Source organism: Acinetobacter sp. YH12132 (assembly GCF_013418645.1).
In the GTDB taxonomy this organism is placed as follows: Bacteria; Pseudomonadota; Gammaproteobacteria; order Pseudomonadales; family Moraxellaceae; genus Acinetobacter; species Acinetobacter indicus.
Genome location: NZ_VPBR01000001.1, coordinates 351,661 through 366,499, shown reverse-complemented (window position 1 = coordinate 366,499; position 14,839 = coordinate 351,661). Strand labels below are relative to the sequence as shown.

Here is a 14,839-nt window from a genome sequence, read left to right as displayed (position 1 = left end):
ATATTGAAATAATGAGAATTAGAAATCTTAACAGAATTGTATCCGACAAGGTTTTGTCAGGGGGAGTTCTGATAAAATTTCGCTTGAAATATTTTGTGCTTTTCAAAACTTTCAAATCAATGCAGGTTTAGCATTTTGCAAGGAGATAAACATGCTGATTCTGACCCGACGTGTCGGAGAAACATTAATGATTGGGGATCAAGTCAGTGTTACTGTACTTGGTGTCAAAGGCAACCAGGTGCGTATTGGTGTGAATGCGCCAAAAGAAGTGTCTGTTCATCGTGAAGAAATTTATCAACGTATTCAACATGAACGTGCCATGCATGAGCATTTGCAACATCTCGATCAGGATTATCAGCCTTCTTATGAAGATGATAATTACCCACAAAATAACTTTAACCGTTAAGACTTAAAGTTATCTTGTTATAAAGCGGCTCTACGGCCGCTTTAAGTTTTTTTCAGCGCTTCAAAATTATTGTTGCTCCAGCAAAGCCAGCGCTTTACGTACAGGTCCAAAACTACGGCGATGCTCTGTAGTCACGCCATGCAAAGCTATTGCTTCAAAATGCGCTTTGGTCGGATAGCCCTTATGTTTGGCAAAACCAAACTGTGGAAACTTCTGGTCCAGTTCCAGCATCTGCCGGTCACGGGTGACTTTGGCCAGAATACTGGCTGCGGAAATTTCGGCGTGCAAGGCATCTCCACCCACCACCGCTTCACACGGCATGTTTAGTCCTTGCGGAATTTTATTGCCATCGACCAGGACCTGATCGGGCTGGACCTGCAAGGCTTCAACCGCACGGCGCATAGCCAGCAATGAGGCCTGTAAAATATTCAGCTCGTCAATTTCAGCCGGACTGGCTTCAGCAATGGCCCAAGCCAAGGCTTTTTCCTGAATCTCAATGAATAACTTTTCACGTTTCTTTTCACTCAGTTTCTTGGAATCATTCAAGCCCGCAATCGGATTGTTTGGATCCAGAATGACTGCCGCAGCCACCACGGTTCCCACCAGAGGCCCGCGCCCTGCTTCATCTACACCAGCAATTTTCATCGACATTATTACCTTCAATAAAATAGGCTGAACCTGTCAGCCTATTTCTTTCATCTTGCGCTTATTGTACTGCTTCTTGCACACAAGCATGAATGGTTTTTGATACAACATTGCTCACAATGGTGGCACGCGCTGCCGGGTCAATCGCTGCTGTCGCCAAGTCTACCGCAGTCACATTTTGTGGTGCTTTTTCGCTGACACAACCACAGATTTCAGTCTGGATATTTTGCTTTTGGGTGCTGGTCATGACTTTGGTGGCCGTTTGCCATGCCGGAATGTTGTTTAGCTCGGTGACACATTTGGCATTAATCGCAATTTTCAGTGCTGCGCCGCCCAATTGCTGGGTCGTTGTTGCCGCTGTAGGCTGAGTGGTGCCTGTAGATGCACATGCGCTTAACAGTAATGCCAGCGGTGCTAAAACATAAGCCAACTTTTTCATGTATTTTCCTTCAGTTTTGCGTCATTTTACCGGCCTATTTTAAGGGCTTTAGCGCGGATTCGGTTTATCTTTTTGACCGCAATGCACAAATAAATGGCAAATTTAAGCATTATCCAGGGCAACTGCCTGCTTCATATCCGCAAATACCGTTGGACAGGCCGATTGCACCCGGTTCCAGCTTGGAATAAAAGACTGCTGGTTCGGATAATTCATAAACTGCTCCCCTGCCTCGACAATACTCTGAGCAAATAATTCCACCACATTTTCTTCGCTGTGCCGGTCATAGTTCAGGCCATTGGTGGTGGCATCATAATAATAGTGATCAATCAGATCCAGCGCATTACGATAATAGGCCGCGCGGATAATCCGAATATTGTCCAGACTGACCTGCACCCCCAGCGCCGCCAGCTTACGGAAAAATGCCAGTGCGATATCCCGGCTCATCCGTTTTAGGCCACCATCCCCATTGGCGGTGGTGATTTCCTGATGTTTATGTTCATAATCATCGGCAATATCGACCTGACAAATACGCTTGGTGGAATAGTTGCGGTAAATTTCCGACAGCACGCCAATTTCCAGCCCCCAATCGCCCGACACCTTCAGGTCACGTAACGCTTCGACATGAATTGCCATTTCCCCCGACAAGGGATAACGAAAGGCTGAAAGATAAAGCAGATAATCCAGCGGCCCGAAGACTTTTTTCAGCGCCTGCAATAAAGGTGACACCAGCAGACGTGATACCCGGCCATTCATTTTCTGGTCGGCCACCCGCGCATAATAACCTTTGGAAAACTGGAAACTGAATTGTGGATGTACCATCGGATAAATCAGTCGGGCCAGCATGTCACGCTTATAGGTACGAATATCGCAATCGTGCATGGCCACCACCTGACTCTTGCCTTCGGCCATGGCATAACCGGCACAATACCAGACATTACGACCTTTGCCACGCTGCAAAGGCGCGACATTTAACTGATTTAACTGCTGATGCAGCTGCTGCAAACGTGGCCCATCATTCCATAAAATTACATGGTTTTGCGGCAATACCGAGAAGAATTCCCGCGCATGGGCAAACTGCTCCGCATTGGCCTGATCCAGACCGATAATAATCTGCTGGATATAATCAGCGCCTTTCAACTCTTCGACAATCTGGGTTAAGGCCGGATGTTCAAGCTCGGAATATAAGGAAGGTAAAATTAAGGTGACCGGTTTGGACTTGGTAAATTCGCGAAGTTCCTGTTCATATTCATGTAGATGGCGCTGTTTTAAATCATGTATTGTTGTAATCATGCCTTCTTGTGCAAAATCGACCATCATCCTCTCCAGTTTATTGTTGTAAAAAGTACTGTAATCCTTCTGCCCAACCCGCTGGTGCCTGCTGCCGGGTGAAGTACACAGAATCGTGTTCTAATGCCAATGCTGCTTTATACGGCCGTTTGACCACCACAGCATGCTGACAGGCTTTCAGCATATCGAGATCATTTTCACTATCCCCCAGCCCAATACACACCATTTGCGTCGGATAAAACTGTTTCAGCCAGTTCACCGCCAGCGATTTATCACAGTCACGGCTTAAAATATGGCTAAAGCGTCCACCATGAACCATATGCAAATTACTGGCCAGATGTTGCGACAATATCGCTTCGTCTTCGGTTCGGCTGTCCGGATTCCAGATAATGACTTCGCTATACGGACGTTCTAAAGCCCGTGCTGCATCGTCCAGCGCCAAACCGGTCAGCGCTGCAATCTGTACGGCATCACAATCACTAAAGCATTGAAAATTTAAGCCATAGTCTGCTTTTAATTGCTGGAGCTGTGCAGCAATGTCAGTACTGGATAAGGGACTTTGATAGTCATGCTGCGCATTAAAATAAATATATGCTCCATTTTCAGCCACAAAAGGCATGCCGCTTAAACCAAGTTGTTGCTGCAAATGGCGGATTTCCGCTGCGGTTTTACTGCTACATAAAATAACCGGAGAATCCGGAATTAATCGCTGGATCAGCTCTGTGTTCTGCCCATAGCTGTAATTATCATGATTTAATAAAGTCCCATCTAAATCTGTAAAAATTATAAATTTTGGCATCTGTACTTATATTGGCTTTATCTGTTTAGAATCCTATAAGATTCTCAGCTTAATATTGGTTTAACTTACTTTTTTATAACAATAAAGTAACAGGCCTACATGAAGTAGGCCTATTTTTTTCATCATTTTATGAAGCTAGATGCGCTTATAACGCCTGGATTTTTTCAATCCAGGCCTGTTTCTGCGCTGCTGGCAGGAACGAGGCTTCAAAAGAGTTAATCGCCAGTTGCTTTAACTCATCTGCATTTAAATCTAACGCTTCGGTAATGGCAATAAAGTTGTCATTCATATAGCCGCCGAAATACGACGGATCATCCGAGTTAACCGTCACCTTCACGCCCTGCTGTAACAAACGGCGGATATTGTGCTGCCGCATATCCTGCACCACGCACAGTTTTAAATTACTGAGCGGGCACACCGTAAGCGGCATTTCATCCTGAATCAGACGCTGCATCAGTGCCGGATCTTCTTCAGAACGCACGCCGTGGTCAATACGATTCACTTTCAGCAAGTCCAGTGCTTCCCAGATATATTCTGGTGGACCTTCTTCACCGGCATGCGCCACCACCAAGAAACCGTATTCACGGGCTTTGGCAAAAACGCGGGCAAATTTAGCAGGCGGATGCCCCACTTCGCTGGAATCCAGACCGACTGCAATAATCTGTTCTTTATACGGCAGTGCCTGTTCCAGCGTTACAAATGCTGCTTCTTCGCTAAGATGACGCAAGAAACACATGATTAAACGGGAACTGATGCCCAGTTTGCTTTGTGCATCATCACAGGCACGTTGCAAACCGTTAATTACTGTCGCAAAGGCAATCCCGCGGTCAGTATGGGTTTGCGGATCGAAGAACATTTCGGTATGTACCACCTGATCTTCTGCACACTTTTCAAAATAGGCCCAGGCCAGATCATAAAAGTCCTGCTCATGTACCAGCACATTGGCGCCGGCATAATAGATGTCTAAAAATGACTGCAGGTTATGAAAGTTATAGGCTTCTTTGACTTCCTCGACCGACTGATATGGAATGGCAATATTATTACGCTGCGCAATGGCAAACATCAGTTCCGGCTCAAACGTCCCTTCAATATGGACATGCAACTCTGCCTTGGGTAAGGCGCGAATCAGCTCAAGTTGATTCATCTCTCATCCTCATGAAAATAAAAAAAGGGTGCAAACCGAGTTTACACCCTCAAAATGGTTGCTGGGGATTAACCGCCAAATAACGCGAATTTTAATGCCCACAATACTGCAATAATCCACACCATATACGGCACAGATGAGGCTTTACCGGTCAACAACTTGATCAGCGCATAGCTGATAAAGCCCATGGCAATACCGTCTGCAATTGAGTAGGTAAATGGCATAAATACGATGGTCAGGAAGGCTGGAACCGCTTCGGTGATATCTTCCCAGTCAATATGTACAATGCCCTGAATCATCAGCACACCCACAAATAACAAGGCAGGTGCAGTAGCAAAGCCCGGTACCGATTGGGCCAGTGGCGCCAGGAATAAGCACAGTACAAACAGCACCGCCACCACTACCGCAGTCAGACCGGTACGCCCGCCCGCAGCAACACCGGCAGACGATTCAATATACGGTGTGGTTGAAGAGGTACCCAGTGCTGCACCCGCTACAATGGCAGATGAATCGGCAAATAAGGCTTTTTTCAAACGTGGCAATTTACCATCTTTGAGCAGGCCCGCACGGTGTGAAACGCCGACCAGGGTACCGGTGGAGTCAAACAGATCGACCAGGAAGAAGACGAAAATCACCCCGATCAGGCTGGCGGTAAACAGACCTTCAAAGTCCATTTGCATGAACGTTGGCGCGATAGACGGGATTTCACCGACCACACCTTTAAATTCGCTTAAGCCCAAAGCCGTAGAAATAGCCGTTAACACCAGAATACTGATGATAATTGCACCACGCACCTTGAATTGGTGCATCACCACAATCATCAGGAAGCCAAATAAGGCCAACAGCACTGAAGGCTGTTTCAAGTCACCCAGACCCACCAAAGTCGCCGGGTTATCGACAATAATGCCTGCGTTTTTTAGTGCAATTAAGGCCAGGAATAAACCAATCCCGCCGCCAATGGCCAGTTTCAGGGACATTGGAATGGCATTGACAATGGCTTCACGAATTTTGAACATGCTGATGGCAATAAACACCAGACCGGATACAAACACCGCAGCCAGCGCAGTTTGCCAAGGCACACCCATGCCCAGACAAACCGAATAGGTGAAATAGGCATTCAGGCCCATACCCGGTGCCAGCGCAATCGGATAGTTGGCAATCAGTCCCATCACCAGACAGCCAATTGCGGCTGCCAGACAGGTTGCAACAAAGACAGCCCCGTGATCCATCCCGGTTTCGGATAAAATCATTGGATTGACAATAATGATGTAACACATAGTTAAGAATGTGGTTACACCAGCAAGAACCTCAGTACGAAAACTGGACTTGTTTTCGCTTAACTTAAATAAGCGCTCAAGCACATTTTCTGAAGATGGATTAGGAGTCGTCATGACCTCGCCCTTGTAAATAAACTTAAATACCCAACAGTGATGCGAAAGTACGGAGAAAATTCATCCCTACCCCTAGCATTGCCAAGCAACGGATATGCCAAAAGTTACACGCACAGGATAAGTCTATTTAGCCATTATGCTTTGAGCCCTTAACAGCTCAAATCAGATAAATTCTAAACAAAAAAGCCGCATAACTTTATGCAGCTTTACTTACCATAATTAAATCAACTATTTAAAAAATAAATACGCTAATTTAATTGTCTAATGGGTAAATTATATCACACTGATTTTTCATTGTTTCTAAAATTTATCTTTAATTTTCATTCAGAGCATTTCATGCTGAATTAGTATTTTTGGCCTAAACTTCCAGCCCGCTCAATAGAGGGTTCGATCTGTCGCATGTGATCATCCAGCGATGAACGATGTGAAGCCCGATCTTGTTCAATCAGATGCAGAGAGTCGCGTGCCTCCTGCACAATATTCTGCATTTCTTGTTGTCTGCGGTGTTGTTCCTGCTGAAACACCCAGACCATTAACAGGACAACCATGACAATAAAGGTCACGATCAGGATTTGCCTCATGTTCTTTACTATTATTAAACAAATTTAATTTATACTAACAGAAAAATAAACAATATGTGAACCATGTCACAACTTTCAGTTTGTGTATTAATCAAATTTTAACAATTCAAGCATTTAATTGGCCTTTAACTCACTCCTACCCTCACCTATTGAAATTTCAATTTCCTGACACCCATAAAAAAGTCCGCACTGGGCGGACTGTTTAGCCTTAACCGCAGGATGCTTGCACAATTTTATTACTGTTCGGATCAATGGTTACTGTGACTCGGTCAGCGCGATAATCCATGGTGACCGGCTGGCCAGGATGGACGCTGCGAACAATTTTGGCCTGGGTCCGCTGCTTGATTTCGCTCTGTGGCAAACTGCCCGATTGCCCAATCAGTTTTTTGGCTTCTTCTGCCACACACTGGCCTGGCTGCTGACGGAACAGCGCCCATTCTTCAACGATACTGCCATCTGGCAAATGGCAATAGCCCACCTGACCACTGTGTTCGTCTTTAATTTCCAGTCGGCCGCCCTGTTCAATACAATATTGACTGGCCGGATTGGCAAGTCCTACCTGTGCTGGGGGTTGCTGTACGGTGCTACAGGCCATAAGCGAGGCTGCAAGCGCAGCAAAAAGAACAATATTTTTCATGGGCAGTATTCTTGTATAAAAAATATTAGCCTAGCAAATTTTACTGGACCTGCTGTGTCTTTTTGCAAAAGAGGGAGAAAGCTTCTTGTTAGTCTTGATGAGGGACAGCTTTGACTTATATAGAGCTATTACTGATAAATTGGTGGATGGAGAAATTACAGAGATAAAAAAAGGCTTATAAGTGTTTCACTTATAAGCCTTTAAAATTTGGTAGGCATATCCAGACTCGAACTGGAGACCTCTACGATGTCAACGTAGCGCTCTAACCAACTGAGCTATACGCCTATATGTGACGCATCATATTCACTTTTAAATTTTATGACAAGCCTTTTCTATGATTTTTCAATGCAGATGCACAAGAATTCAGCAATGCTTTGAATTTTTTCAAATCTGCCTCAGAAACCTGTTCAGATGCATACTGCATCTGCTCATATAACTGCACGGTCTGCTTAAATACATGATGCTGCTGTGACTCAGCCTGAGCCGCCAAACGAGACATCCACATATTAAAGGTTTCAGCAGGCTGTTTCTGTAATTCAGGCGGTAACGGCTTCGAAAATGTCTGCACCAGCCGGGCAAGTTTTGGCTGCCGGCGAAGATGCTGATAATACAACCAGGCCATATATAGCCCCAGCAGACCTAAAATGGTCAGTATCAGCATTAGGATATTGGCATAGCTGGAATGCAGTCCCAGTTTGGCTAGCCAGCCCCGCTGCGACTCGGCATTATAGCCCACCACCTTGCTTTGCCATTGATAGCTGGCATAGTCGCTCCAGATACGCAGTTTATTCATTAAATGATAATGCCGATAAGTCCAGCCACTGCCACGCTCGCCCAATACCGCCTGATCTTCCGCAATCAGGTTTTGCATGCCCTGCTCAACCCGCTGCGGACTAATCATTGCTGTGGGGTCAAAACGCTGCCATTTGCCGTTTAACAGCACTTCGGTCCAGGCATGCGCATCTAACTGGCGTACTTCCCAGCTTTTACCATCCGGGGCCAGCTCTCCGCCCTGATAACCGGTGACCACCCGCGCCGGAATTCCAACATAGCGCATCAGCATCACAAAACTGGAAGCATAGTGTTCACAAAAACCTTGACGTGACTGAAACAGGAACTCATCAACACGATGTTGCCCTAATCGCCCCGGGGTTAAGGTATATACAAAGCCATTTTCCCGATACCAGCGCAGCACCTGCTGCACATAACGCTCGGGATCTTGTCCGCTGTGCAAAAATAAACGCTGGGCCAGTTGCTGTGCCTGCAAGTCCTGCTGTACCGGAAATTGAGTATTGATGCGTAAATTCAGATGAGCATTACTCACGGTCTGAGCCTGGATATCGCCGATCCAGCGCAACGGAATCGGCTCGACCCGCTGGGTTAAACGCCGCGGTACAATGCCCCAATCCTGCTGGCTATAATAACGGCGCTCCAGCGGTACCGATTTCTCCAGCCCCATCACCCAGCGCACGCCCGGGTCAGCCGCCAGATATTGATAATCAAAACTACGCGCATGCGCCGGCTGCAATACATCGCTACGCATTAACGGCTGCTGGTTAACAAAGCTGCTACGCCAGCGCTGGCCATCATATTCATCCAGCACCATCGCCCGCCAATACAGCTCATGCCGTGGTGGCAGTTGCTGCACATCGCCAATAATCCGAAAGGCCAGCGCGCTAGATTGTGACAGCTCGGCAATATCGCCCGGCGACATGCTGTCACTAATTCCGGTAATACCTTTATTTTCCGGAATCGGAATATGCCACAGTGGCGGTAGCCGCGGGAAAAACATAAACAGCAAGACAAAAAATGGCAGTGCATACAGCACAAAACGCCCCACATGGCGGGCATCGCGTTTTAAGGCCTGTACAGCCGAAGCCTGATATTCAAATTCGCTGGTTTGCAGGCGATACAGCCCGATCAGACAACTGAGCAGGCTTAAAATGACCATAAAGGCCATCCAGATTGACTGGCTAAACAGGAAGGAACTGGCACTGACAAATAGCGCGAAATTGAACAGGATAATCACATCGCGCCGGGTTCGGGTTTCGAGGGCCTTGGCAAATAAAAAGGTTGATAACACCGCCACGCCGGCCTCTACCCCAATAAAGGCGCGGTACTGTAAATAAATACTCAGCAGCGCCAGCGCAATCAGGCTAAAGGTCCAGTATTTGGCAATCGGCTGACGCCCGGGCTGCAGACTGAAATACAGACTAATCAGGATGATGATAAAAATTATACTGAGCAGCACAGGCAGATAGATCAGCTGTGCCAGTAACAGCAGGCCCAGGCTTGAGAGAATCGAAATACGGATACTGGAATTCATCTTTATGCCTGCGCCAACAGTTGTTTGGCGAGCAGCAATTGCTGCTCGCCACAGGCGGCCGGTAATTCTACCTGCGGCAAATACAGGGCATAGGCACATTGCTGCTGTTCACACTGCTCGACTAGGCCCATCATTAGGCTGAGTTTTTCTTCATGCGATGTGCTGGGCATCTGCGCATAGTCAATTTCAAGCTGCTGCTGATTCTGATATTGCTCAAAGACCTTGACGTATAAGCCCTGGCCACGCGCCACCTGTTTCCAGGACACTGCCTGCAAGGAATCTCCGAGCTGATAACTGCGCAGCTCCCGGAATTCATCTAAATCAGGTTCTTCATTGTGCCGGTTGTGTTTATTTTCAGTGGTGTGCTGCGCCGCTTTCGGTGCAATCCAGGCAAAGTCATTGAAATACAGATAGGTCCAGGCACGTACCAGACCAAAGGGATAAACCGAATATAACTGGATGGCCGGATAATGAAACTTGCCGCGCTGGGCAGTATAAAAAGCTAAGCTATACTGCTGTTTGGCTTCACTCAGCGCCAGTTTATGTAATTGCTGATCAACCTGAATCCACAGATAACGCAGCTGTGGCGTATCCTGCTGAAAAAACAGGTGCAGCTGGACATTTTCCCCGGCCTGCCCGACCTGCTGTGCCACCACCTCAAGCTGCAAGCCATGCAGCTGCTTAAAGGTCAAATAAAAACTGATACATAAAATCGCGCTAATTAAAAAGCAGAAGCCCAGAATCAGGTTATTGGCATAGTTAATACCGGCCACAAAGGTAATCAGGATAAGCACCAGATATAAGTAACCCTGCTGATAAATAAATACCAGCACATCTTTTTGCGTGAGGCGTTTTTTCTGCTGGAATTGAAAACGTTTCTCCAGCCAGTGCTGCCAAAAATTCTGCCCGAGCATACTTAGCTGACCTGCACCTGTTGCAGCAGCTGCTGGGTTTCACCCTCACTTAAACCAATACGATGTGCCACCACCGCCACAAAAACCGCTTGTACATCATCCGGAGTGACAAAACTGCGCTGTTCAATTAACGCATGTGCCTGGGCGGCTTTTTTCAGGGCCAGTACTCCGCGCGTCGATAGTCCATGCCGGTTTTTACGGCTGGCTTCGGCCAGATCCAGAATATAATCCTGCACGGCGTCACTGACATATAGCCGATGCACCTGCTGTTGTAATTCCAGGATTTCATCTTCACTAAACACATGCTGCAAACTGGCAATCAGGCTCTGCCGGGAAGATTGCTGCAGCAATAGTTTTTCTGCATAACGCGATGGATAGCCCAGTGATAAACGCATTAAAAAGCGATCCAGTTGTGATTCAGGCAATGCATAGGTTCCGCTTTGAAACAGCGGATTCTGGGTAGCAATGACCCAAAATGGTTGCGGCAGTTCGTAACGTACACCATCGACCGTGACGTTACCCTCTTCCATCGCTTCCAGCAAGGCACTCTGGGTTTTCGGGCTACAGCGGTTAATTTCATCGGCCAGTAAAATCTGGGTAAAAATCGGGCCCTGCTTAAACTCAAACTGATGTTCTTTCTGATTAAACATGTTCACCCCAATTACATCACTGGCCAGCATGTCATTGGTAAACTGAATCCGCTGAAATTTCAGTCCGGCCAAATGCGCCAGACTGCTGGATAAGGTGGTTTTGCCCAGGCCGGGTAAATCTTCAAACAGCACATGGCCGCCGGCCAGTAAACAGACCAGTGCCAGTTTGGTCTGCTGCTGTTTATCCAGAACAATCTGATTAACCTGTTCAAGGAACTGCTGGATTTTGGGTGCATAGCGCTGCAGCTCGCTCTGGAGCTGCGCCTGATCGTGTACTGGTTCCGATTTCTTATCCTGTTTCATGCCCCAAATCACCTTCATTCCCCAAATAAAAACGGTGTATGCCCTAACATACACCGTTTTGTTTTTTTTCTAAAGAAATCAGATGATTTCTAGACTTTTAACACGGACACTTCTTCAGGTTTCCGGAAGATGGATAACGTGAATCGACACAGTGCCGGTAAAAGGTTTTGGCATCCATTGCTTCCAGATCCGGATGATGCTGCCGCATGTGCTCCAGATAGGTCTGATAATCAGGCACCCCCACCATCAGCCGGAAACTTTGCTGCAAACGCTGCCACAATGTGGCAATCCGCGACCAGTTTTTAGGATTCAGGATTAAATCCTTCTGCGACATCACGGTCATTTTGATGATTTTATAAATCACCGTTTTACCCGCTCGAGCAAATTTCAGATTCATCTTCTCGCTCCTTAATGGCCTTTGGCCGGCTGAATATCTTCAGGATCGCGGTAAATTGCTTCTGCTTCATGCACGGTTGGTTCCGGATTGGCCAAGGCACGGCGAATCACCCCAATCGCAGCAAACAGCATCACAAACGCCACAATCATAAAGAAGCCACACAATGCCGCATTAATCTGGTTCGACATTGCCACAGTCTGCATTTCCGCAATACTTTTGGCTGGTGCCAGAATTTCATTATTGGCAATGGCGGTATTGAAACGCTCTGCCTGTGCCAGGAAGCCGATCTTCGGATTTTCGTGGAAAATCTTCTGCCAGCCAGCAGTCATCGAGGTGATAAACAGGAACACGGTCGGGATGATGGTCACCCAGACATATTTCTGTTTCTTCATCTTGAACAGGATGACAGTACCAAGGATGAGCGCCATCGCAGCCAGAATCTGGTTACCAATACCAAATAGCGGCCATAAGCTGTTAATCCCGCCGAGTGGATCGACCACGCCCTGATAAACGAAGAAGCCCCAACCAGCCACTGCAACTGCCGTGCCCAGCAAGTTACCAAAGAAGTTGTGTGATTTTTTCACTGCAGGAATCACAATACCTACGGTATCCTGAACCATAAAACGGCAGGCACGGGTACCGGCATCCACCGCTGTCAGAATGAACAGCGCCTCAAACAGAATGGCAAAGTGATACCAGAACGCCATCATTTCACGGCTATTGAAAATCTCGGTGATGATATGGGCCATACCAATTGCGAAGGTTGGCGCACCACCAGTACGGGACAGAATCGAGTTTTCACCGACTTCCTGGGCCAGCAAGGTCAAGGCTTCAGGCGTGACCACAAAACCAAGGTTACGCACAGCTTCTGCTGCCGTATCTACCGACGTACCCAGTAAAGCCGCTGGCGAGTTAATCGCGAAATACACACCCGGATCAAGCACCGCGGCACAGATCAGTGCCATAATCGCCACGAAAGACTCCATCAACATGCCGCCATAACCAATCATACGGATATCGCGTTCGTTGTTGACCAGTTTTGGCGTGGTGCCTGAAGACACCAGGGCGTGGAAACCGGAAATCGCACCACAGGCAATGGTAATAAACAGGAATGGGAACAGCGAACCGGCAAATACCGGACCAGTCCCATCAACAAACTTGGTGACCGCTGGCAGTTTCATTTCCGGCATGGCAAATAAAATACCAATCGCCAGACCTGCAATGACACCAATTTTCAAGAAAGTTGACAGATAATCACGCGGTGCCAATAACAGCCACACCGGTAAAACCGACGCAATAAAACCGTAAATGATCAATGCCCAGGTCAGCTCAGTCCCTGACAAGGTAAAGAACGGTCCCCAGTACGGATGCTGCGCAATGTTTTCACCGTAGATGATGCCAAGCATCATCAGCACAAAACCGATAATCGACACTTCTGCAATTTTACCCGGACGGATAAAACGCATGTAAATGCCCATAAAAATGGCAATCGGAATGGTGGCGGCAATACTGAATACACCCCACGGACTGTTGGTCAGGGCTTTCACCACCACCAGCGCCAGTACCGCCAGGATGATAATCATCACCCCAAGTGCACCCAGCATCACGATAATACCGGCAAAGCTGCCCAGTTCCTGCTTGGCCATTTCACCCAGTGAGCGGCCGTCACGACGGGTCGAAATAAACAGCACCAGGAAATCCTGTACCGCACCGGCCAGCACTACCCCGACCAATAGCCAGATGGTGCCCGGTAAATAACCCATTTGCGCTGCCAGAATAGGACCAACCAGCGGTCCGGCACCGGCAATCGCGGCAAAGTGATGGCCGAACAGGACACTTTTATTGGTCGGAACATAATCTAAACCGTCGGCCAGGCGATGCGCGGGAGTTAAACGCCTAGCATTGAGTTCAAAGACTTTATTGGCAATAAATAAACTGTAGAAGCGGTAAGCAATGCTATAGACACAGGCGGCGGCGAGGACCAGCCAGACTGCGTTTACATGCTCACCACGGCTGAGTGCCAGAATCCCGAAAGACACTGCACCCACAATAGCGACGAGCAGCCAGATAATTTTCGAAGTTAGGCTCGACTTCGTTGGTAATGTTTCCATTCAATCCCTCATATTTTCGATGCATTTAAATCAGCTTGATTGTTGTTGTTCGAGGTACTGCTGTTTTCCTTTGCGACTTTACGCCTGTTATTTTTCTATGCCTCTAAGACTTTGGCATAAAAAAGGGATGATTGATCATCATCCCTTCGATAATAGTATATTTTTACACCATTATGCACGTTCTAAATATTCACCAGTACGGGTATCTACACGAACGCTTTCTTCTTGCTGAACGAATAATGGAACACGTACCACAGCACCTGTTTCAAGTTTCGCTGGCTTACCGCCACCGCCAGAAGTATCACCACGAACACCTGGATCAGTTTCAACAATTTTTAATACCACGAAGTTCGGAGCGCTAACGTTTAAAGGCACGCCGTTGAACAACATAATGGTACATTTTTCATTAGAATCGTCTTTTAACCATTTTGCAGCATCGCCCATAGCTGTTTTATCAGCTGCGATCTGTTCAAATGTTACAGGATCCATGAAGTTCCACAGTTCGCCGTCGTTGTACAAGTAGTCCATTTCTACTTCTACAATGTCAGCAGCTTCTAGTGAATCACCAGATTTGAAAGTTTTTTCTAATACTTTACCTGTTTTAAGGTTACGTAATTTCACACGGTTGAAGGCCTGACCTTTACCTGGTTTTACGTATTCGTTTTCCATGATTGAACATGGGTTACCATCAAGCATAACCTTAAGGCCTGACTTGAATTCATTCGTAGAATAATTGGCCATGACTGGCACACTCCAAACTTACTAACTTTAAGCTATCGATGCTACGGGCTGTTGCGATGTCATTTAGC

The 14,839-nt window shown here is 47.1% G+C and carries 15 protein-coding genes and 1 tRNA gene; 1 reads left to right on the top strand and 15 read right to left on the bottom strand.

Translation table 11 applies throughout. The features are described from left to right. The first annotated feature begins 151 nt into the window (after positions 1–151). Complete coding sequence (gene csrA / locus FTU67_RS01700) at positions 152–406, top strand: carbon storage regulator CsrA (protein WP_016658388.1); 255 nt, start codon at positions 152–154, stop codon at positions 404–406. Between the two features lie 66 nt (positions 407–472). Here the strand turns inward: csrA and rnhB are convergent, their stop codons facing one another. The 15 genes from rnhB to efp form a co-directional block, all read right to left on the bottom strand. Continuing rightward, entirely contained in the window at positions 473–1,051 is a 579-nt protein-coding gene (rnhB, locus tag FTU67_RS01695; protein WP_104500160.1) for a ribonuclease HII, read from the bottom strand. A gap of 61 nt (positions 1,052–1,112) precedes the next feature. Next, positions 1,113–1,490, bottom strand: a complete 378-nt coding sequence (locus FTU67_RS01690; RefSeq protein ID WP_005177001.1) for a hypothetical protein — start codon at positions 1,488–1,490, stop codon at positions 1,113–1,115. Between the two features lie 102 nt (positions 1,491–1,592). Further along, positions 1,593–2,804, bottom strand: coding sequence for a glycosyl transferase (locus FTU67_RS01685; protein ID WP_180006831.1), 1,212 nt, complete (start codon positions 2,802–2,804; stop codon positions 1,593–1,595). A gap of 13 nt (positions 2,805–2,817) precedes the next feature. Further along, positions 2,818–3,576 (bottom strand): mannosyl-3-phosphoglycerate phosphatase, encoded by a 759-nt coding sequence (locus FTU67_RS01680; RefSeq protein ID WP_180061332.1) that lies wholly within the window; start codon positions 3,574–3,576, stop codon positions 2,818–2,820. 145 nt (positions 3,577–3,721) lie between these two features. After that, the gene (locus FTU67_RS01675) at positions 3,722–4,720 is read right to left on the bottom strand and encodes an adenosine deaminase (RefSeq protein WP_168381847.1); all 999 of its coding nucleotides are present in this window, start codon (positions 4,718–4,720) and stop codon (positions 3,722–3,724) included. Between the two features lie 68 nt (positions 4,721–4,788). Next, a complete protein-coding gene (locus tag FTU67_RS01670; RefSeq protein ID WP_180061331.1) occupies positions 4,789–6,111 on the bottom strand; it encodes an NCS2 family permease in 1,323 nt (440 codons plus the stop codon). Between the two features lie 344 nt (positions 6,112–6,455). Further along, a complete protein-coding gene (locus tag FTU67_RS01665) occupies positions 6,456–6,692 on the bottom strand; it encodes a hypothetical protein (RefSeq protein WP_180061330.1) in 237 nt (78 codons plus the stop codon). Positions 6,693–6,900: 208 nt separating this feature from the next. Further along, positions 6,901–7,329: an I78 family peptidase inhibitor gene (locus tag FTU67_RS01660; RefSeq protein WP_005176977.1), complete on the bottom strand. Its 429-nt coding sequence runs from the start codon at positions 7,327–7,329 to the stop codon at positions 6,901–6,903. 208 nt (positions 7,330–7,537) lie between these two features. Beyond that, positions 7,538–7,614: transfer RNA gene (locus tag FTU67_RS01655), tRNA-Val, on the bottom strand. A 31-nt stretch (positions 7,615–7,645) separates the two neighbouring features. After that, complete coding sequence (locus tag FTU67_RS01650) at positions 7,646–9,655, bottom strand: DUF3488 and transglutaminase-like domain-containing protein (protein ID WP_168398839.1); 2,010 nt, start codon at positions 9,653–9,655, stop codon at positions 7,646–7,648. A gap of 2 nt (positions 9,656–9,657) precedes the next feature. Beyond that, entirely contained in the window at positions 9,658–10,569 is a 912-nt protein-coding gene (locus tag FTU67_RS01645) for a DUF58 domain-containing protein (protein ID WP_005176842.1), read from the bottom strand. A gap of 2 nt (positions 10,570–10,571) precedes the next feature. Further along, positions 10,572–11,522, bottom strand: a complete 951-nt coding sequence (locus FTU67_RS01640) for a MoxR family ATPase (RefSeq protein ID WP_005176839.1) — start codon at positions 11,520–11,522, stop codon at positions 10,572–10,574. Positions 11,523–11,619: 97 nt separating this feature from the next. Then, positions 11,620–11,919, bottom strand: a complete 300-nt coding sequence (locus FTU67_RS01635; RefSeq protein ID WP_005176838.1) for a YbdD/YjiX family protein — start codon at positions 11,917–11,919, stop codon at positions 11,620–11,622. 11 nt (positions 11,920–11,930) lie between these two features. Then, positions 11,931–14,030: a carbon starvation CstA family protein gene (locus FTU67_RS01630; protein WP_005176837.1), complete on the bottom strand. Its 2,100-nt coding sequence runs from the start codon at positions 14,028–14,030 to the stop codon at positions 11,931–11,933. 171 nt (positions 14,031–14,201) lie between these two features. Beyond that, entirely contained in the window at positions 14,202–14,771 is a 570-nt protein-coding gene (gene efp / locus FTU67_RS01625; protein ID WP_005176835.1) for an elongation factor P, read from the bottom strand. Between the last annotated feature and the right edge of the window lie 68 nt (positions 14,772–14,839).

Coding starts and splice junctions, on each gene's coding strand:
- FTU67_RS01635 (WP_005176838.1), bottom strand. CDS start 11,919: ATGAATCTGAAATTTGCTCGAGCGGGTAAAACGGTGATTTATAAAATC.
- FTU67_RS01670 (WP_180061331.1), bottom strand. CDS start 6,111: ATGACGACTCCTAATCCATCTTCAGAAAATGTGCTTGAGCGCTTATTT.
- FTU67_RS01640 (WP_005176839.1), bottom strand. CDS start 11,522: ATGAAACAGGATAAGAAATCGGAACCAGTACACGATCAGGCGCAGCTC.
- rnhB (WP_104500160.1), bottom strand. CDS start 1,051: ATGAAAATTGCTGGTGTAGATGAAGCAGGGCGCGGGCCTCTGGTGGGA.
- FTU67_RS01675 (WP_168381847.1), bottom strand. CDS start 4,720: ATGAATCAACTTGAGCTGATTCGCGCCTTACCCAAGGCAGAGTTGCAT.
- FTU67_RS01685 (WP_180006831.1), bottom strand. CDS start 2,804: ATGGTCGATTTTGCACAAGAAGGCATGATTACAACAATACATGATTTA.
- FTU67_RS01645 (WP_005176842.1), bottom strand. CDS start 10,569: ATGCTCGGGCAGAATTTTTGGCAGCACTGGCTGGAGAAACGTTTTCAA.
- FTU67_RS01650 (WP_168398839.1), bottom strand. CDS start 9,655: ATGAATTCCAGTATCCGTATTTCGATTCTCTCAAGCCTGGGCCTGCTG.
- FTU67_RS01665 (WP_180061330.1), bottom strand. CDS start 6,692: ATGAGGCAAATCCTGATCGTGACCTTTATTGTCATGGTTGTCCTGTTA.
- csrA (WP_016658388.1), top strand. CDS start 152: ATGCTGATTCTGACCCGACGTGTCGGAGAAACATTAATGATTGGGGAT.
- FTU67_RS01660 (WP_005176977.1), bottom strand. CDS start 7,329: ATGAAAAATATTGTTCTTTTTGCTGCGCTTGCAGCCTCGCTTATGGCC.
- efp (WP_005176835.1), bottom strand. CDS start 14,771: ATGGCCAATTATTCTACGAATGAATTCAAGTCAGGCCTTAAGGTTATG.
- FTU67_RS01690 (WP_005177001.1), bottom strand. CDS start 1,490: ATGAAAAAGTTGGCTTATGTTTTAGCACCGCTGGCATTACTGTTAAGC.
- FTU67_RS01680 (WP_180061332.1), bottom strand. CDS start 3,576: ATGCCAAAATTTATAATTTTTACAGATTTAGATGGGACTTTATTAAAT.
- FTU67_RS01630 (WP_005176837.1), bottom strand. CDS start 14,030: ATGGAAACATTACCAACGAAGTCGAGCCTAACTTCGAAAATTATCTGG.